Source organism: Pseudarthrobacter sp. TRD_SC_9, assembly GCF_055361265.1.
Genome location: NZ_CM143956.1, coordinates 1,456,123 through 1,471,601, shown reverse-complemented (window position 1 = coordinate 1,471,601; position 15,479 = coordinate 1,456,123). Strand labels below are relative to the sequence as shown.

Below are 15,479 nucleotides of genomic sequence, written 5' to 3'. Positions count from 1 at the left end.
GCCGCCCCGGCGGGCCGCCCCTGCAGCAATTTCGGTTAATGACGAGTAACTGTAATTCAGGTTAGTCTCTATTAACTGTGAAGTCCACCACAATAGGAAACGTGGGCTGTGCAGCTCCCAGGAGGAAAGATGCCCGCACCACTTCCCCACTCCGAGCCCGGCGCTCCTTTGACCCAGCGCGGGCAAGCGAAGGAGAACCGGAGGCAGGCGTTGCTCTCCGCGGCCGCCGCGCTCTTTGCCCGGGAAGGCTTCAACCGCGTCTCCATCGAGGACCTGGGCGCTGCCGCAGGCGTCAGCGGTCCGGCTGTCTACAGGCATTTCCCTGGCAAGCAGGCAGTCCTGGGTGCGCTGCTCCTGACCGTCAGCCAGGACCTGTTGGCCGGCGGGCAGGCCGTGGTGTCCGCCGCCCGTGACGGCGCCAGCGCCATCGAAGGTCTCGTTGCCTTCCAGGTGGATTTCGCGCTCAACCAGCCGGAGGTGATCCGGGTACAGGACCGGGACTTAAGCAACCTTTCAACCGAAGACCAGGCCCGGGTCCGCCAGCTGCAGCGCCAGTATGTGGAGCTGTGGGTGCAGGTCCTCGCCGTCATCCACCCGGCCCTGGACGCTGCGGAGCTGCGGATGCGCGCCCACGCTGCCTTCGGCCTGATCAACTCCACGCCGCATTCAGTCCGGGCCCATGGGCGGCGGATTGGTGCGAAGTCCGCCGCCCCGGTGCTGGCACGGATGGCACTGGCTGCGTTGACTGTGTCCTGAACGCCAGGGCCGTCCCGCTGCTACGCCATGGTCAGGGCGAGCGCGGGATCGGCCAGGAGATTCCCGACGTCGGCGAGGAAGCGTGAGCCCTGCTCGCCGTCCACCAGGCGGTGGTCAAACGAGAGGCTCAGCGTTAGGACCTGCCGCAACCTGATCTTGCCCCGGTATTCCCAGGGCATCCGGCGTACCGCGCCGACAGCAAGGATGGCCGCCTCACCAGGGTTCAGGATGGGCGTACCGGCGTCGATTCCAAAGACTCCGATATTGGTGATGGAGATGGTGCCGCCAGTGAGTTGCGCAGGACTGGTCTTGCCCGCCCTGGCAGTCTCTGCCAGTTCGCCAAGGGCGGCGGCCAGGTCCTGGAAGGACAACGCATCCGCATCCTTGATGTTCGGCACCAGCAGGCCCCGCGGAGTCGCGGCGGCGATGCCGAGATTAACGTAATTGAACTGGACAATCTCCTGGCTGGCTTCGTCCCAGGCAGAGTGCAGCGCCGGGTTCCGTTTGAGTGCAATCAGCACGGCCCTGGCCACCAGGGTGAGGGGGGTCAGTTTCACACCGGCGAATTCCCTGCCGGACTTCAGCCTGTCCAGAAGTTCCATCGCCGGGCTGACGTCCAGCGTAAGGAATTCGGTGACGTGCGGGGCGGTGAAGGCACTTGCCACCATGGCGGACGCCGTGGCTTTACGGACCCCCTTGATGGGTGTGCGCGTCTCGCGCTGCCCGCCTGCCGCGGCAGCCTGACCCTCGTTGGCCGCCACCCCGGAGGCCTTCAGCACGTCTTCCCGGATGATTAACCCGCGTTCACCGGTGCCGGTGACCGCGGTAAGGTCCACACCGAGGTCCCGGGCCAGCTTCCTGACGGGCGGTGTGGACCGTGGCCTTTCGGGGGACTCGACTGCCTGGGGAGCTGTGACTGGTCCTGCCGGAGCCGCAGCCGCAGCCGCAACCGGAGCAATACCGGCACGACGGCGGCGTACCGGCCGACCGGATTGCTCCAGGACGGCGCCGTACCCCACCAGGTTCGGCTCCCGTTTGGCCACACCTTCCGAGCCGTTGCTTCCTGTTTTGCCTTCCCTATCGTCTTCTCGGGCATTTCCGGTGCCGTTGGCGCCTCCTGCGGCTTGGCCGGTTGTCCCGCCGTCGTCCGCTACCTCAAACGAGACAATAGGCTTTCCAACTTCCACCACTGTTCCGGGGGCCTCGTGCAGCGCGGTGACGACGCCTGCGAAAGGCGATGGCAGTTCGACCACGGCTTTTGCGGTCTCCACCTCGGCGATCACCTGATTCAGCGTTACGGTGTCGCCCACGTTCACACGCCAGTTGAGGATTTCGGATTCGGTGAGGCCCTCGCCCAGGTCCGGGAGCCGGAATTCCTTGATCATGGTGGCACTCATCCTTCCAGGCCGCTCAACGAGTTAGGCCTGTTCATTGCCCGGTCCACACCGTCCAGGATGCGGTCCAGATCAGGCAGGTGGTGCATCTCCAGCTTGGAGTAGGGGTAGGGAATGTCGAAGCCGGTGACCCGGACAGGCGGCGATTCCAGGTAGTGGAAGCAGCGCTCGGTGATGCTGGCGGCGATCTCCGCGCCGACACCGCCGGACTGGCCTGCTTCGTGCGTGATCACCAGTCGGCCTGTTTTCCGCACCGAGGACTCAACGGTGGGGTAATCCACCGGGGAGAGCGAGCGCAGGTCAATTACTTCAATGGAAATTCCGTCGTCAGCGGCAGCCAGGGCGGCATCCCTAGCGGTTTTCACCAGCGGTCCGTAGCACACCAGGGTGATGTCCCTTCCGGTGGCAACTACTGCCGCCGATCCCATATCGGGCGCAGTGGCCGGGTCGACGCCCAGATCCACCTCGCCTTTGTCGTGATAGCGCCGCTTGGGCTCGAAGAAGAGGACAGGGTCGTCACAGCGGATGGCCTGCTGAACCATGGTGTAGGCATCCTGCGGGTTGGACACACTGACCACGCGCAAGCCGGAAGTATGCGTGAAATAGGCCTCGGGCGATTCGGAATGGTGCTCGGGTGAGCCGATCCCGCCTCCGAAGGGAACGCGGATGGTGATGGGCAGGGTGACTGCACCGCGGGTCCGGTAGTGCATCTTGGCTACCTGGCACACAATCTGGTCAAAGGCCGGGTAGATGAAGCCGTCAAACTGAATTTCAACCACCGGCCGGTAGCCACGGTAGGCAAGCCCCACAGCGGTGCCCATGATTCCCGATTCGGCCAGTGGAGTATCGATGACGCGATGCCGGCCGAAGTCTTTCTGCAGGCCGTCAGTGATCCTGAAGACTCCGCCAAGGGTCCCGATATCCTCCCCCATCAGGACAACTTTGGGATCGTTTTCCAGGGACTTGCGGAGTCCGGCGTTAATAGCAGCACCGAAGGTCATGGTGGTCATCGCGTGGCTCCTTCAGCCGGAGTGGCCGCCGCGGGATCGCCGAGGGAGGCCAGGTAGCGGGAGTAATGCTCTTCCTGGCGGTCCAACCAGGAGTTCGGGGTGCTGTACACGTGCCGGAAGACATCCGACGATGCGGGATCCGGCATCTCTACACAGGCCTTGCGCAGCTGTTGGGCCACGGCAGAGGCTTTGCTTTCCACCTCTTCCAGCAGCTGGTCGGTGAGCACGCCCTTCCTGTCCAGCAGTGCCTTGACGCGTTTTAACGGATCCTTGGCAGCCCAGTCCTCAAGTTCGTTGGCGTCGCGGTAACGGGTGGGATCGTCAGCGGTGGTATGCGGCCCCATCCTGTAGGTCACGGCTTCGATGAAGGTGGGCCCCCCGCCGTGCCAGGCGCGGTCCATCGCTATCCGGGTGGCCGCCATTACCGCCAGGACATCGTTACCGTCCACCTGCATTGACGGGATACCGAAGCCCGGAGCCCGATCAGCAATGCGGGTATGGGACTGCAGCGCCACAGGCTCGGAAATGGCCCAGTGGTTGTTCTGGCAGAAGAACACGACGGGAACCTGGAAGCTAGCGGCAAAGACCATCGCCTCGTTAACATCGCCCTGGCTCGTGGCACCATCACCGAAGTAGGTAATGGCGGCGGTGTCGGCACCATCGAACTGGATACCCATGGCGTAGCCGGTGGCATGCAACGTCTGGGCTCCGATGATGATCTGGGGTGCCGCCATATTTACCGTGTAGGGATCCCAGCCGGAGGCCGCGTTACCCCGCCACATCCTGATAATGTCCGCCAGCTCCACTCCGCGGCACCACGCCACTCCGTTCTCCCGGTAGCTGGAGAAGATGAAGTCCTGTGGACGAACCACCCGTGCCGAACCTACCTGCGCGGCCTCCTGCCCGAGCAGGGGCGGCCAAAGGGCAAGCTCACCTTGACGTTGGAGTGCCGTTGCTTCGGTGTCGATCCGCCGGACGATCGCCATGTCCGTATATAGCGCGAGCAGCTGCTCGTCGCCAACGTCCTGGACCCATGGATCGTACTCGGGATGGCTGACGCGCTCCCCGTCCGGAGTTATCATCTGGACCAGCCCCGGGTGTGGGGCTCCCTTGCGTTCTGCGATCACGTTCGTCAACCTCCGACGTCCTTTGTGACCAGCCGCGAAGGGACTTGTGATCCCACCGCCGGCAGGTCTGCCGGGCACCTTTACCCGCTATTTGTGACCCTACTCACAATGAACAAGAGGTACAACCGATCCTGCCGCGACTGAGCAATGTGCCCTATTTCGTGGCGATTGACCGTGCTAGCCTTGCGCATTATGCAAGCTTTGGATGGCACAGACACGCGCCTGCTTTCGGCACTGGCCAAGGACCCCGCCAGGACAGTGGTGGCCCTGGCGCAAAAACTCGGCCTGTCCCGCAATACTGTCCAGGCGCGGATGGCGCAGCTGGAGAAGAAACGAGTCTTTCTTTCCTTTGAACGCCGCATCAATCCGGCATCGCTGGGGTACCCGCTGATGGCATTTATCTCCGTCCACGTCCAGCAGCAGAAGCTGGGCGGATTGGCGAAGGACCTTGCCGGCATCCCCGAAATTCTCGAAGGGTACGGGCTGACCGGTTCGGCAGATCTGCTGCTACGGGTGGTGGCCGTTGATGCCGAGGATCTTTTCCGCATCAACGGAAAAATCCTGGCGTGCGACGGCGTGGACCGTACGGACACAGCCTTGGCCATGAGGGAAATGATTCCGTTCAGGGTCCAGCCGCTGCTGGACCGCGGCCAAGGCTAGCAAGTGCAGTACCACCGGGGGCTATAGGCTGTTACACGTTGAAACAAGTGCGGCGGGCCTGGCGGTCCCAGCAATCAGGCGGATACCCCCGATCTCGCCGGAAAGGCTCCATCTTGAGCAGTCCCCAGGAACCGTACCAGCCCGGCGCCCCTGACTCCGGCCCGACTCCACCTCCCGCACACCCCTCCCCCCAGGATCCTGCGTACGACACACAGGGAGGCTACACTCCGCCGCTATACAGGCAGTCTGCGCCACCGCCGCCCTTCGGACTTCCCGGACAGGAGCCTCCACGCAAAAGCCGCAAGGGCCTCTATGTTGTCCTCGGCATTGTGGGTGCCGGCATTGTCCTGGTGACAGTAGGGGTGGTGGTCCTGCTCAACTTTGCCGGCGGTGCCACGGGCCAGGCGAAGGGACTCGCGGAAGACTTCACCGAGCTGGTCATCGACGGCAAGTCGGACGAAGCCTACGACTACCTCGATCCTGCCCTGCAGGAGCAACTCCCCCAGGAGGAATTCGTGGCGGGCATTGCAAGCCTGGAGATGGACGGCAGCTGTCGGCCGGAGTACAACCACGTCAGCGCCGCTACAGAGAACGGCACCAAGTCCGCGGACATTGCCGGGGTCATCACCTGCGGCAACACCACGATTGACCTTGAGTACCGGTTCGAAGGCGTTGACGAGCTGAAGATGATCAACATCAAGCTCTTGCCGCCCCAGTAGCCATCCCGCAAACTGGCTACGCAGACTGACCCGCACCACGTACCGGACGAAAGCGGCCCCGCACCAGTTGGTGCGGGGCCGTTTTCGCTTAGCTACCTGCGCTCTTCCGGGGTTCTTAGTGGTCCACGGCCTTCTCTGCGCCGATTCCCGTCAGGGAGCGGACTTCCATCTCAGCCTGCTTGGTAGTGTCTTCGAGCTTCTTGTCCAGGACGGTTCCCAGCCAGCCGAGCGCGAACGCGAGCGGGATGGAAACAATGCCAGGGTTACTGAGCGGGAAGAAGGCAAAGTTGGCGTCCTTGATCATGGAGGTCGCCGAACCGGAGACCACCGGGGAGAAGGTGATCAGGACAATTGCCGAGATCAGCCCGCCGTACATGCTCCAGAGTGCGCCCTGCGTGGTAAAGCGGCGCCAGAACAGCGAGTAGACAATGGTGGGCAGGTTGGCCGATGCCGCTACGGCGAAGGCGAGCGCCACCAGGAAGGCGACGTTTTGCCCGTTGGCGAAGATACCGCCGACGATGGCGAGCACGCCGATCACCACAACGGTGCGCCTGGCAACCTTGACCTCAGTGTCGGCGTCGGCCTTGTCCTTGGCAATGACGTTGGCGTAGATGTCGTGGGCAAACGATGCGGCGGCGGTGATGGTCAGCCCGGCCACCACGGCCAGGATGGTAGCGAATGCCACAGCCGAGATAAAGCCCAACAACAGCGGACCGCCCAGGAAGAACGCCAGCAGCGGAGCAGCGGAGTTGACGCCGCCCGGCGCCGCCTTGATGGTGTCTGCGCCTACCAATGCGGCGGCTCCGTAGCCCAGGACCAGGGTGAACAGGTAGAACAGGCCAATCAGCCAGATTGCCCAGACCACTGACTTGCGGGCTTCCTTGGCCGTGGGGACGGTGTAGAAGCGCATCAGCACGTGCGGCAGGGCTGCGGTACCAAGCACCAATGCCAGGGCAAGGGACATGAAATCAAGCTTGGAGGCGTCCGACTTGCCGTACTGCAGGCCGGGGTTCAGGACGGCAGGATTATTCGCCGTCTCCACAGCGCCGCCCAGCAGGGCGGAGAGGTTGAAGCCGTAGATTGCGAGCACCCAGAACGTCATGACGGCGGCTCCCGCGATCAGCAGGATGGCCTTGATGATCTGGACCCAGGTGGTGCCTTTCATGCCGCCGATGAGGACGTACATGATCATGAGGCCACCAACAACCGTGATGACCAGTGCCTGGCCTCCCCAGTCACTGATGCCAAGGAGCAGCGAAACGAGGCTGCCTGCACCGGCCATCTGGGCCAGGAGGTAAAAGAAGCAGACGGCCAGCGTCGAGATGGCCGCAGCGATGCGGACGGGGCGCTGCCGGAGCCGGAAGGAGAGCACGTCGGCCATGGTGAACTTGCCCGTGTTGCGCAGCAACTCAGCTACCAGCAGCAGGGCTACCAGCCAGGCCACCAGGAAGCCGATGGAGTACATGAAGCCGTCGTAACCGTTGATGGCGATGGCGCCGGTGATTCCCAGGAACGATGCTGCGGACAGATAGTCGCCGGCAATGGCGGTGCCGTTCTGCGATCCGGTAAAGGAGCGGCCTGCGGCGTAGTAGTCCGCTGCAGTTTTATTGTTGCGGCTGGCCCGGAACACGATGACCATGGTGACGGCCACGAACAGGCCGAAAATGCCCATGTTCAGCAGCGTCGTCTCCTGGAGGGCAGCGACGTCGATCTTAGCTGGGATGGCGATCATTTGTTTCCTCCACTCAGGCGGACGCCGTTTTTATCAAACTGGTGGCCCTCTATTCCCTGCCGGATCTCAGTTGCAATCGGATCGAGGCGGCGGTTCGAGTAACTGACATACCAGCTGGTGATAGCGAAGGTGGAGACAAATTGCAGCAGCCCCAGGATCAGGCCGATGTTGACGTTGCCCCACACCTTGATGGACATGAAGTCCACCGCGTAGTCAGCCAGCAGGACATACGCGAAATACCACAGCAGGAACACTATTGCCATGGGGAAAACAAAGCTGCGGTGACGTTTGCGCAGTTTCTGGAACTGCTCCGTCGACTGGACTTGCACGAAGTCCACGGACGCCGCAGCGTCCGGAGTAGGGGCATCGCTACCCATCGTTCCTCCTCATTGAGTGTTGCGTGAGTCGAAGCGGCGGGGGCTCCACGCCCATGGACCGCCAATGTGACTGCAATCACTGTGCCGTGTGAGGGAGGCAATATTCAGCAGGCTGCGGCTGGCCGTCGCCAAGCGGTCCCGGCGCTGCGGCGAGCGGCATGGCACCTGCTGATACCGGCGAACCAGGGCGGAAGCGCTGCGGCCATCACAGCATGCCGACTACGCTGTCCCCATGGCCGACTCCCCGCTGTTCACCGCCGCCGCCATCGCCCTGATCACCTTGGCGATTGCCGCCGTCGCCGGCATTGGGTTGAAAGTGCTGCGCTCGTTCCGTGACCTGGGCAGCGATGCCGAGCGGGCCACCTACAACACGCTGCACGCTGCGTCACGGGCAGGGCAACACCTCCGCACTGGCCTGCATCCGGCCGGCGCCGCGAAGGCCAGCCGGCAACTGCGGGCCCTGCTGGGCTGCGAGGCGCTGGCCATCACCGACGCCACCGGAGTGCTGGCATGGGACGGAGCGCACGACGAACTGCGGCCGCACCTCATGGAGTTGGCAGAAGAAGTGCTCCGTGAGGGCCGGTCCGCCGTCCTGCAGCCCGGCGCCTGGGGGGATACAGCCGCGGCACCGGCACCCGCTGCGGTTGTCGCCCCGATCCGCGCCGGCTCCCGGGTGGTGGGGTGCGTGGCCGCATTCGCACCACAGGCCGGCGCGGGCCTGGCCCGGGCCACTGGAGAGGTGGCCGACTGGGTGGCCACCCAGGTGGAACTGGCCGAACTGGACGCGTCAAGGACCATGCTCATGGAAGCTGAAGTGCGGGCCCTCCGCGCCCAGATCAGCCCGCATTTCATTTACAACTCGCTGAACGCCATCGCCTCCTTCATCAATACGGATCCTGCCCGCGCCCGCGAACTGGTAGTGGAGTTTGCCGACTTCACCCGCTACTCGTTCCGCCGCCACGGCGACTTCACCACCCTCGCCGAAGAACTGCGCTGCATCGACCGCTACCTCCTCCTGGAGCGTGCCCGGTTTGGTGAGCGGGTCCAGGTGAGCCTGCAGGTGGCACCGGAGGTGCTCAGTACCGTGATTCCGTTCCTGAGCCTGCAGCCGCTGGTGGAGAATGCCGTACGGCATGGACTGGAGGCGAAGGAAGGGCCGGGCCACATCAGCATCAGCGCCCACGATTCGGGTGCTTTCGCGGAAGTCAGGATCGAGGACGACGGCGTGGGAATGGACCCGGAATACCTGCGGTCCCTGCTCGCCGGGCACAGCGACGGCGAGCATGTGGGGCTGCGCAACGTCGATGTGCGGCTCCGCCAGGTCTACGGCGATAACAACGGCCTGGTGATCGAGACGGCTCCCGGCGAAGGAACCCTTATCACCTTGCGCGTACCGAAGTCCCAGCCTGGTCATGACGCCTGATGCCGGCCCCTGATCCGGTTACTGTAGAGGGATGATCAATGTCCTCGTCGCAGATGACGAGTTGCCCGCCGTCGAAGACCTTGCCTTCCTGCTGGGAAGGGATGACCGGGTGGGCACCATCCACCGCGCGTCCTCCGGAAGCGAGGCCCTGCGCCTCCTCGCCACCCACTCCCCCGATGCGGTGTTCCTGGACATCCACATGCCAGCTGTCTCCGGCCTGGACATCGCCCGCGCCATTTCCCGCCGTGCCAGGCCGCCCCTGGTGGTTTTTGTCACCGCCGACGAGGACTGCGCCCTGGAGGCGTTTGAACTGGCCGCCATCGACTACCTGCTCAAGCCGCTCCGAGCGGAACGGCTCACCCGGACCATTGGCAGGATCGCTGAACTGCTGCGCGAAGGCGGCACTCCCGCCGTCGAAATGATCACCGTGGACCAGGGCGGCACCACCCGGATGATCCGGCGTGATGACATCATGTATGTCCAGGCGCAGGGAGATTACGCCCGGTTGCACACGGCCGAATCAAGCTACCTGGTCCGTGTTCCGCTGGCTGACCTGGAACAGCAATGGGCCGACGCCGGGTTCATTCGGACGCACCGCTCCTATCTGGTGTCCCTCAAGCACGTCAGCCAGATCCGGCTTTCCGCGGACGGCCCGCACGTCACGGTGGCCGGCGCCGGGGTGCCCATCAGCCGCCGGCACCTGCCCATCGTGCGCGAAAAACTGGAAACCACCCGTGTCCGGCCCCAGCCATGACCCGCGTCAGGGTGGTCGCCCCGCAATCAGCGGCACGGACGACGCCGGAACTCCATGACGGAGCCGAGCAAAGCGAGGTAGGGCAACTGTTCGTCCGCTCGCTCATCCGTTCGCAGCTCCGGCTGGCCATGGTAGTGGCCATCGGCTTCCTGGTGATCCTGGGCGGCTTCCCGGCACTGCTTGCCTTTGTGCCGGGGCTTGCCGGAACCACCATTGCAGGCATCCCGTTCGACTGGCTGCTGCTGGGGATGGGCCTGTACCCCGTTATAGCGCTCAGCGCCTGGCTGTTTATCCGGGCAGCCAACCGGAATGAATCCCGGTACCGCGACCTCGCTGAGAACCGTTGATGGTGCCTCCATGAACCCGGCCGTTGCCATTGCCGCCTTCGCCGCGGTTTCCCTCGCTACAGCAGTCATTGGCTTCTACGGGCTCCGCATCTCCAGGACCACCGGCGACTTCTATGTTGCGTCCAGGACCGTGCGGCCCTGGTGGAACGCTTCAGCCATCGGTGGCGAGTACCTTTCCGCTGCCAGCTTTCTGGGCGTGGCCGGGCTGATCCTGCTCTCCGGGACTGACGCCCTGTGGTTCCCTATTGGCTATACCGCGGGATACCTGATGCTGCTGCTCTTCGTGGCCGCCCCGCTGCGCCGCTCCGGCGCCTACACCATCCCGGACTTCACCGAAGCCAGGCTGGACTCCCGGCTGGTGCGGCGGGTGACGAGTGCCGTCGTCGTGGTGGTTGGCTGGCTCTACATCGTGCCGCAACTGCACGGCGCCGCCCTGACCATCCGGGCCACCACGGGGCTTCCGTCATGGGTGGGCCCAGTGGCCGTCGTCGTGGTGGTCTGCCTGACGGTGGTGGCAGGCGGGATGCGCTCCATCACCTTCGTCCAGGCCTTCCAGTACTGGCTGAAGCTGACCGCTCTTGCCGTTCCTGTTATTTTTATTCTCCTGGTCCTGGCCGGCAACGGGACCGAGCCGGTAGCGCCTGCTACGGTCAACCCCACAGGGCAGCCACCGGGCGGGCTGTACCAGAATGTCTCGCTGCTGGTGGCCCTGCTCTTCGGGACGCTCGGCCTGCCTCACGTCCTGGTGCGCTTTTACACCAACCCTGACGGCCAGTCAGCACGCAGGACCACCTTGATCGTGCTGGGCCTGCTGTCCTTCTTCTACCTTTTCCCGACGGCACTGGGCCTGGCGGCCCGCATGTTCGCGCCCGAGCTTGCCCGCACGGGCCGCGCGGACGCCGTCGTCCTCCTGATGCCGGGCCACCTGGTGGGCGGTGTCGCCGGGGAGGTGCTGTCCGCCCTGGTGGTGGCCGGCGCCTTCGCCGCGTTCCTGTCCACCACCTCAGGGCTGGTGGTGTCGTTGGCCGGGGTGATCAGCCAGGACGTACTGGGCGGCAGCGTCCGCGGCTTCCGACTGGCCGCGGTGCTCTCTGCCCTGGTGCCGCTCGGTTTTGCCTTCCTCACCGATTCCCTGGCACTGGCCGGCAGCGTGGGGATGGTGTTCGCGTTTACGGCGTCAACCGTCTGTCCTGTCCTGCTGTTGGGGATTTGGTGGCGGGGGCTCACCGACACGGGGGCCATCAGCGGAATGCTGACAGGTGGCCTGCTGTGCGGCGGGGCGATGGTGGCCGGCGCCCTCCTGGAGGCGTCTTCAACGCCGGTGTGGCTGGCGCAGCCGGCCGCCTGGACGGTACCCGCGGCCTTTGCGGTGATGGTGTTGGTCTCCCGTGCCACCAAAAGCCGGGTACCGCGGACCCTTACCCGGGTGATGACCCGGCTGCACACTCCGGAACGCCCGCTGGCCACTAAGCGCTGAATCGCGGTAAGCCCACGGCCGATGTGACACTGGTACACCGAGGGTTGTGGGTGCACAATGGCGGCATGTCCATCTCCGGTGCAAGCCCTCCCGACGGCGTCCCGAACCATCCGTCCCCTGCCCGGGCACAGCTGTTGGCAACCGAGCACTGGGGCCTCCTCGCCTCGCGGAGCACAGCACAGGCCGAGGTACTGACGCGGATCAGCATGTTCCTGATGTTTACCTCCGCGAGTCTGGTCAGCCTTGCCCTGGTGGGGCAGGCAACAGGCTTCACCGGACCGTTTCTGGTGCTGGCAGTCATTGTGCTGGTGGTGGACGCCGCTATGGGCCTGCTGACCCAGCTGCGTGTGGTCAATGTGGCGCTGGAGGACCTGATGTACGTCCTGGCCATGAACCGTTTGCGGGCAGCGTACGTGGACCTGGACCCGGGCGTGGCACAGTACTTGATGGCATCATCGCATGATGACCAGGCCGGGGCGGGGCAGACCTATGATTTCCTGGAAAGCCGGAGCAGCTTCAGCCATGTGGCGGGCAGCAGCATGATCTTCATGGCTGGCGCCAACTCGGCATTGCTTGCCATCCTGACCGGTGTCCTGATCACTGCAACCCGCGCCCCGATGGTCTTGGCCGTTGCTGTCGGGACAGTCTGCGGGGCGGCCTTCCTGGCGTTTTCCATTTACAAGGGTTACCGCCGCTATGCCGACGTGTGGGCACGGCATACACCTGTCTCGCCAAGCCCTGCATAAGCGGGCCTGTCAGTCGATGGCAGCCATCAGTTCAACGACCCGGTCCAGGAATGCATCGACCTGGGTTTCCTCATATCCGTCGGCGCCAGTGGCCGGGCGGAACACGGCCCGCCGGATACTGTCTACACTTAAAGGCTTGTCCTCTTCGAGGTAGCCGATAAGTTCGCGGCACAGGTTGTCGACGTCGGTGGTGTTGTAGCTGCGTGCCTTGGAATTTGAGGGCCTGCGGAAACGCTCCCCGTCCGGGCGGTGCAGCCGGCCACGGAGAATTCCGGAGAGCTCGCCAATGTTTCGCAGCCAGGCTTCCTCGCCGCTGGCGGCAATCAGTTCGTCCCGTTCGCGCCTGGCAAAGGCATCCTCGAGGCGGTCCAGGGCCGCATCAACCACTGCCGCCGAATACCCGCCTTTGACGGGATCGAAGGCCACAGAACGCACCTCGGTGCTGGTCACAGCGTTCTCGGCCGCATCAGGGGTTTCGAGCGAAACCCGGGCACGCTGCAGGAACTGATCCACTTGGCTGGCGTTGTAGCCATATTCAGTACGTGGCACACGCTGAAAGGACGCGGAAACCTGCCGTTGACTACTCACTGTTGATTTCATTCCTTCTTCGCTTCCCGGCCCAAACCGGTGGGAATCATTCTAGATGGTTGGCCGGTGATCATCAGGCACCGGTCAGAACAAAGAGGACATAGGCTACCGGCGAGGCGAAAACTATTGAATCCAACCGGTCCATCACGCCACCATGGCCCGGCAGGATGCTGCTCATGTCCTTAACGCCCAGTTCGCGTTTAACCATTGATTCGGCAAGGTCGCCTGCCGTGGCCGCCGCCACCATGCCCACCGCCAGGATGATGCCCATCCACCAAGGCCGGTCGAGCAGGAAGATGGTTGCCAGGATGCCCACCCCCACGGCTCCGGCGACTGAGCCGGCAAATCCTTCCCAGGATTTCTTGGGACTGATCTTCGGCGCCATGGGATGTTTGCCGAAAGAGGCGCCCAGGAGGTAGCCGAAGGTATCGTTGGCCACCACCAACAGCAGGAGCACCACAATCTGCCAGGCACCGTGCGGGATCTCGCCGCCGGGCCAGAACCCCATAGCTGCCGGGCCGTCCGTGGAGTGGAGCGGCAGCGAGGCAAAGCCGATCAGGAAAGGAATCCAGCCAAGGGCAAAAACCCCGGCGAAAATGCTCTTGGCCGATCCCACAGGGCTTTCGATGGACCGCCACAGCAAAAGGGCTACGCAGCTCAGCAGCATGGCAAAGAGCAGACTTTCCAACCCACCGAAGTAGGCAGCAAAAGGCATGGCCACGGTACCGGTCATTACCGGAACGATCGGCATGCGGGTGCCATTGGCTTCCAGGGCACGGAACACTTCCCAGACTCCCAGGATGGCAAACCCGGCAGTTACCGCCACAAAACCCAGCGGCAGGAACAGCAGCCCACCCAGAACCCCAAAGAGCATCAGGAGCCCGACGCCGATCGCCGCCGGAAGGTCCCGACCGGCCTTGGGAGTCGGGTTGACGCGGGGTGGCCTCGTTCGTAGCCGCGAGGGCTGCCCCGGCCCCTGATCTGGCTGATTCATCAGACCTCGAGCAGCTCGGCTTCTTTGCGCTTGAGGAGCTCGTCAATTCCGTCGACGTGGGACTTGGTCAAGGCATCCAGCTCCTTTTCCGCACGCGTGCCCTCATCCTCGCCGGCCTCGCCGTCCTTGACCAGGCGGTCGAGGGTTTCCTTCGCCTTGCGGCGGACGCTGCGGATGGAAATCTTGGCGTCCTCACCCTTGGACTTGACGATCTTGACGTACTCCTTGCGGCGTTCCTGGGTCAGTTCAGGGATGGTCACCCGGATGACGTTGCCGTCGTTGGACGGGTTGGCGCCCACCTCGGAGTCGCTCAGGGCACGCTCGATGTCCCGCAGTGCGGTCTTATCGAAGGGCGTGATCAGGATGGTCCGGGCGTCAGGGATGGCGAAGGAGGCCAGCTGCTGCAGCGGCGTCGGCGAGCCGTAATAGTCCACCAGCACCTTGTTGTACAGGCCCGGGTTGGCGCGGCCGGTGCGGATCGAGGCGAAGTCTTCCTTGGCTACCTCAACGGCCTTGTCCATTTTGTCCTCGGCTTCGAGCAAGGTTTCTTCGATCACGGTTTCTCCTCTAGAAATGGGCGGAACTTCCTGAATTTATCCTAGCCGGTGCTAAGGGGTCACCAAGGTGCCCAGCTCTTCGCCCAGGATGGCGCGGGTGACGTTTCCTTCGCCTTCCATGCCAAAGACCACCATGGAGAGGTTGTTGTCCTTGCACATGGTCATCGCCGTCTGGTCCATCACCCGGATGTCCCGGCGCAGCGCCTCGTCGTAGCTGAGGACGTCCAGCTTCTGGGCGCTGGGGTCCTTTTTGGGGTCGGCGGTGTAGACGCCGTCCACTCCGCTCTTGGCCATCAGCACGACGTCGGCATGAACCTCGAGCGCGCGCTGCGCGGCCACGGTGTCGGTGGAGAAGTAGGGAAGCCCAGCGCCTGCGCCGAAGATCACGACGCGGCCCTTTTCCATGTGGCGGATGGCGCGGCGGGGGATGTAGGCCTCGGCCACCTGGCCCATGGTGATGGCGCTCTGGACACGGGTTTCAACGCCGGCCTGCTCCAGGAAGTCCTGCAGCGCCAGGCAGTTCATTACCGTTCCCAGCATGCCCATGTAGTCGGCTCGCGAGCGGTCCATGCCGCTTTGGGACAGTTCGGCACCGCGGAAGAAGTTTCCGCCGCCCACCACGATGGCAACTTCCACATCCGGCACGGCGGCCGCAATCTGCTTGGCGGTGGCCCGGACGGTTTCGGGATCGACACCGAGCTTTCCCCCGCCGAAGACCTCGCCAGACAGCTTGAGCAGGACGCGGCGCCTGCTCTTCTCAGGTTGGGTTGCAGTGTTGTCGGCTTCCATGATGCCTTCCGGTTGATGAACTCTGAAAA

17 protein-coding genes are annotated in these 15,479 nt (G+C 64.0%); 8 read left to right on the top strand and 9 right to left on the bottom strand.

The window, feature by feature from the left end; all coding sequences use genetic code 11:
* Positions 1-129: 129 nt before the first annotated feature.
* A complete protein-coding gene (locus tag ACWA13_RS06915) occupies positions 130-756 on the top strand; it encodes an SACE_7040 family transcriptional regulator (RefSeq protein ID WP_463937408.1) in 627 nt (208 codons plus the stop codon).
* A 20-nt stretch (positions 757-776) separates the two neighbouring features.
* Here ACWA13_RS06915 and ACWA13_RS06910 read toward each other — a convergent pair whose 3' ends face one another.
* From ACWA13_RS06910 to pdhA, 3 genes are read right to left on the bottom strand one after another with little or no spacing between them, the layout of a single operon-like run.
* The gene (locus ACWA13_RS06910; RefSeq protein WP_463937407.1) at positions 777-2,153 is read right to left on the bottom strand and encodes a dihydrolipoamide acetyltransferase family protein; all 1,377 of its coding nucleotides are present in this window, start codon (positions 2,151-2,153) and stop codon (positions 777-779) included.
* A complete protein-coding gene (locus ACWA13_RS06905) occupies positions 2,150-3,160 on the bottom strand; it encodes an alpha-ketoacid dehydrogenase subunit beta (RefSeq protein WP_463937406.1) in 1,011 nt (336 codons plus the stop codon). The genes ACWA13_RS06910 and ACWA13_RS06905 overlap by 4 nt, the downstream gene beginning before the upstream one ends.
* The gene (gene pdhA / locus ACWA13_RS06900) at positions 3,157-4,242 is read right to left on the bottom strand and encodes a pyruvate dehydrogenase (acetyl-transferring) E1 component subunit alpha (protein ID WP_463937858.1); all 1,086 of its coding nucleotides are present in this window, start codon (positions 4,240-4,242) and stop codon (positions 3,157-3,159) included. Before pdhA ends, ACWA13_RS06905 begins: the two co-directional genes overlap by 4 nt.
* Before the next feature lie 237 nt (positions 4,243-4,479).
* On the opposite strand from pdhA, the gene ACWA13_RS06895 reads away from it, so the two are divergent.
* Both ACWA13_RS06895 and ACWA13_RS06890 read left to right on the top strand, forming a co-directional pair.
* Positions 4,480-4,947: an Lrp/AsnC family transcriptional regulator gene (locus ACWA13_RS06895; protein ID WP_463937405.1), complete on the top strand. Its 468-nt coding sequence runs from the start codon at positions 4,480-4,482 to the stop codon at positions 4,945-4,947.
* 113 nt (positions 4,948-5,060) lie between these two features.
* Positions 5,061-5,666: a hypothetical protein gene (locus tag ACWA13_RS06890; protein ID WP_463937404.1), complete on the top strand. Its 606-nt coding sequence runs from the start codon at positions 5,061-5,063 to the stop codon at positions 5,664-5,666.
* Between the two features lie 115 nt (positions 5,667-5,781).
* Here the strand turns inward: ACWA13_RS06890 and ACWA13_RS06885 are convergent, their stop codons facing one another.
* On the bottom strand, positions 5,782-7,398 hold the full coding sequence (locus tag ACWA13_RS06885; RefSeq protein WP_463937403.1) for a solute symporter family protein: 1,617 nt from the start codon (positions 7,396-7,398) through the stop codon (positions 5,782-5,784).
* Positions 7,395-7,775, bottom strand: a complete 381-nt coding sequence (locus ACWA13_RS06880) for a DUF485 domain-containing protein (RefSeq protein WP_463937402.1) — start codon at positions 7,773-7,775, stop codon at positions 7,395-7,397. The genes ACWA13_RS06885 and ACWA13_RS06880 overlap by 4 nt, the downstream gene beginning before the upstream one ends.
* A gap of 232 nt (positions 7,776-8,007) precedes the next feature.
* Here ACWA13_RS06880 and ACWA13_RS06875 point away from each other — a divergent pair, with 232 nt between their 5' ends.
* The 5 genes from ACWA13_RS06875 to ACWA13_RS06855 all read left to right on the top strand — a co-directional run bounded on the left by ACWA13_RS06875 (position 8,008) and on the right by ACWA13_RS06855 (position 12,522).
* Positions 8,008-9,198 carry a sensor histidine kinase gene (locus tag ACWA13_RS06875; protein WP_463937401.1) on the top strand — a complete coding sequence of 397 codons (1,191 nt, stop codon included), beginning with the start codon at positions 8,008-8,010 and terminating at the stop codon, positions 9,196-9,198.
* Between the two features lie 31 nt (positions 9,199-9,229).
* Positions 9,230-9,952 (top strand): LytR/AlgR family response regulator transcription factor, encoded by a 723-nt coding sequence (locus ACWA13_RS06870; protein ID WP_463937400.1) that lies wholly within the window; start codon positions 9,230-9,232, stop codon positions 9,950-9,952.
* Positions 9,949-10,299, top strand: coding sequence for a DUF485 domain-containing protein (locus tag ACWA13_RS06865; protein ID WP_463937399.1), 351 nt, complete (start codon positions 9,949-9,951; stop codon positions 10,297-10,299). Before ACWA13_RS06870 ends, ACWA13_RS06865 begins: the two co-directional genes overlap by 4 nt.
* Positions 10,300-10,309: 10 nt before the next feature.
* Entirely contained in the window at positions 10,310-11,776 is a 1,467-nt protein-coding gene (locus tag ACWA13_RS06860) for a sodium/solute symporter (RefSeq protein ID WP_463937857.1), read from the top strand.
* Between the two features lie 65 nt (positions 11,777-11,841).
* Positions 11,842-12,522, top strand: a complete 681-nt coding sequence (locus tag ACWA13_RS06855; RefSeq protein WP_463937398.1) for a hypothetical protein — start codon at positions 11,842-11,844, stop codon at positions 12,520-12,522.
* A 9-nt stretch (positions 12,523-12,531) separates the two neighbouring features.
* On the opposite strand, the gene ACWA13_RS06850 is transcribed toward ACWA13_RS06855, so the two are convergent.
* The 4 genes from ACWA13_RS06850 to pyrH all read right to left on the bottom strand — a co-directional run bounded on the left by ACWA13_RS06850 (position 12,532) and on the right by pyrH (position 15,450).
* Positions 12,532-13,122 (bottom strand): DivIVA domain-containing protein, encoded by a 591-nt coding sequence (locus ACWA13_RS06850; RefSeq protein WP_463937397.1) that lies wholly within the window; start codon positions 13,120-13,122, stop codon positions 12,532-12,534.
* A 61-nt stretch (positions 13,123-13,183) separates the two neighbouring features.
* Positions 13,184-14,104, bottom strand: coding sequence for a phosphatidate cytidylyltransferase (locus tag ACWA13_RS06845; protein WP_463937396.1), 921 nt, complete (start codon positions 14,102-14,104; stop codon positions 13,184-13,186).
* Complete coding sequence (frr, locus tag ACWA13_RS06840; protein ID WP_463937395.1) at positions 14,104-14,661, bottom strand: ribosome recycling factor; 558 nt, start codon at positions 14,659-14,661, stop codon at positions 14,104-14,106. Before frr ends, ACWA13_RS06845 begins: the two co-directional genes overlap by 1 nt.
* A 51-nt stretch (positions 14,662-14,712) precedes the next feature.
* Positions 14,713-15,450, bottom strand: coding sequence for a UMP kinase (gene pyrH / locus ACWA13_RS06835; RefSeq protein WP_463937394.1), 738 nt, complete (start codon positions 15,448-15,450; stop codon positions 14,713-14,715).
* Positions 15,451-15,479: the final 29 nt, after the last annotated feature.

Bases quoted from the DNA above. Each gene is read 5' to 3' on its own strand.
- ACWA13_RS06915 (WP_463937408.1), top strand. From the start codon at position 130: ATGCCCGCACCACTTCCCCACTCCGAGCCCGGCGCTCCTTTGACCCAG.
- ACWA13_RS06910 (WP_463937407.1), bottom strand. From the start codon at position 2,153: ATGAGTGCCACCATGATCAAGGAATTCCGGCTCCCGGACCTGGGCGAG.
- ACWA13_RS06905 (WP_463937406.1), bottom strand. From the start codon at position 3,160: ATGACCACCATGACCTTCGGTGCTGCTATTAACGCCGGACTCCGCAAG.
- pdhA (WP_463937858.1), bottom strand. From the start codon at position 4,242: ATGATAACTCCGGACGGGGAGCGCGTCAGCCATCCCGAGTACGATCCA.
- ACWA13_RS06895 (WP_463937405.1), top strand. From the start codon at position 4,480: ATGCAAGCTTTGGATGGCACAGACACGCGCCTGCTTTCGGCACTGGCC.
- ACWA13_RS06885 (WP_463937403.1), bottom strand. From the start codon at position 7,398: ATGATCGCCATCCCAGCTAAGATCGACGTCGCTGCCCTCCAGGAGACG.
- ACWA13_RS06880 (WP_463937402.1), bottom strand. From the start codon at position 7,775: ATGGGTAGCGATGCCCCTACTCCGGACGCTGCGGCGTCCGTGGACTTC.
- ACWA13_RS06875 (WP_463937401.1), top strand. From the start codon at position 8,008: ATGGCCGACTCCCCGCTGTTCACCGCCGCCGCCATCGCCCTGATCACC.
- ACWA13_RS06870 (WP_463937400.1), top strand. From the start codon at position 9,230: ATGATCAATGTCCTCGTCGCAGATGACGAGTTGCCCGCCGTCGAAGAC.
- ACWA13_RS06865 (WP_463937399.1), top strand. From the start codon at position 9,949: ATGACCCGCGTCAGGGTGGTCGCCCCGCAATCAGCGGCACGGACGACG.
- ACWA13_RS06860 (WP_463937857.1), top strand. From the start codon at position 10,310: ATGAACCCGGCCGTTGCCATTGCCGCCTTCGCCGCGGTTTCCCTCGCT.
- ACWA13_RS06855 (WP_463937398.1), top strand. From the start codon at position 11,842: ATGTCCATCTCCGGTGCAAGCCCTCCCGACGGCGTCCCGAACCATCCG.
- ACWA13_RS06850 (WP_463937397.1), bottom strand. From the start codon at position 13,122: ATGAAATCAACAGTGAGTAGTCAACGGCAGGTTTCCGCGTCCTTTCAG.
- ACWA13_RS06845 (WP_463937396.1), bottom strand. From the start codon at position 14,104: ATGAATCAGCCAGATCAGGGGCCGGGGCAGCCCTCGCGGCTACGAACG.
- pyrH (WP_463937394.1), bottom strand. From the start codon at position 15,450: ATGGAAGCCGACAACACTGCAACCCAACCTGAGAAGAGCAGGCGCCGC.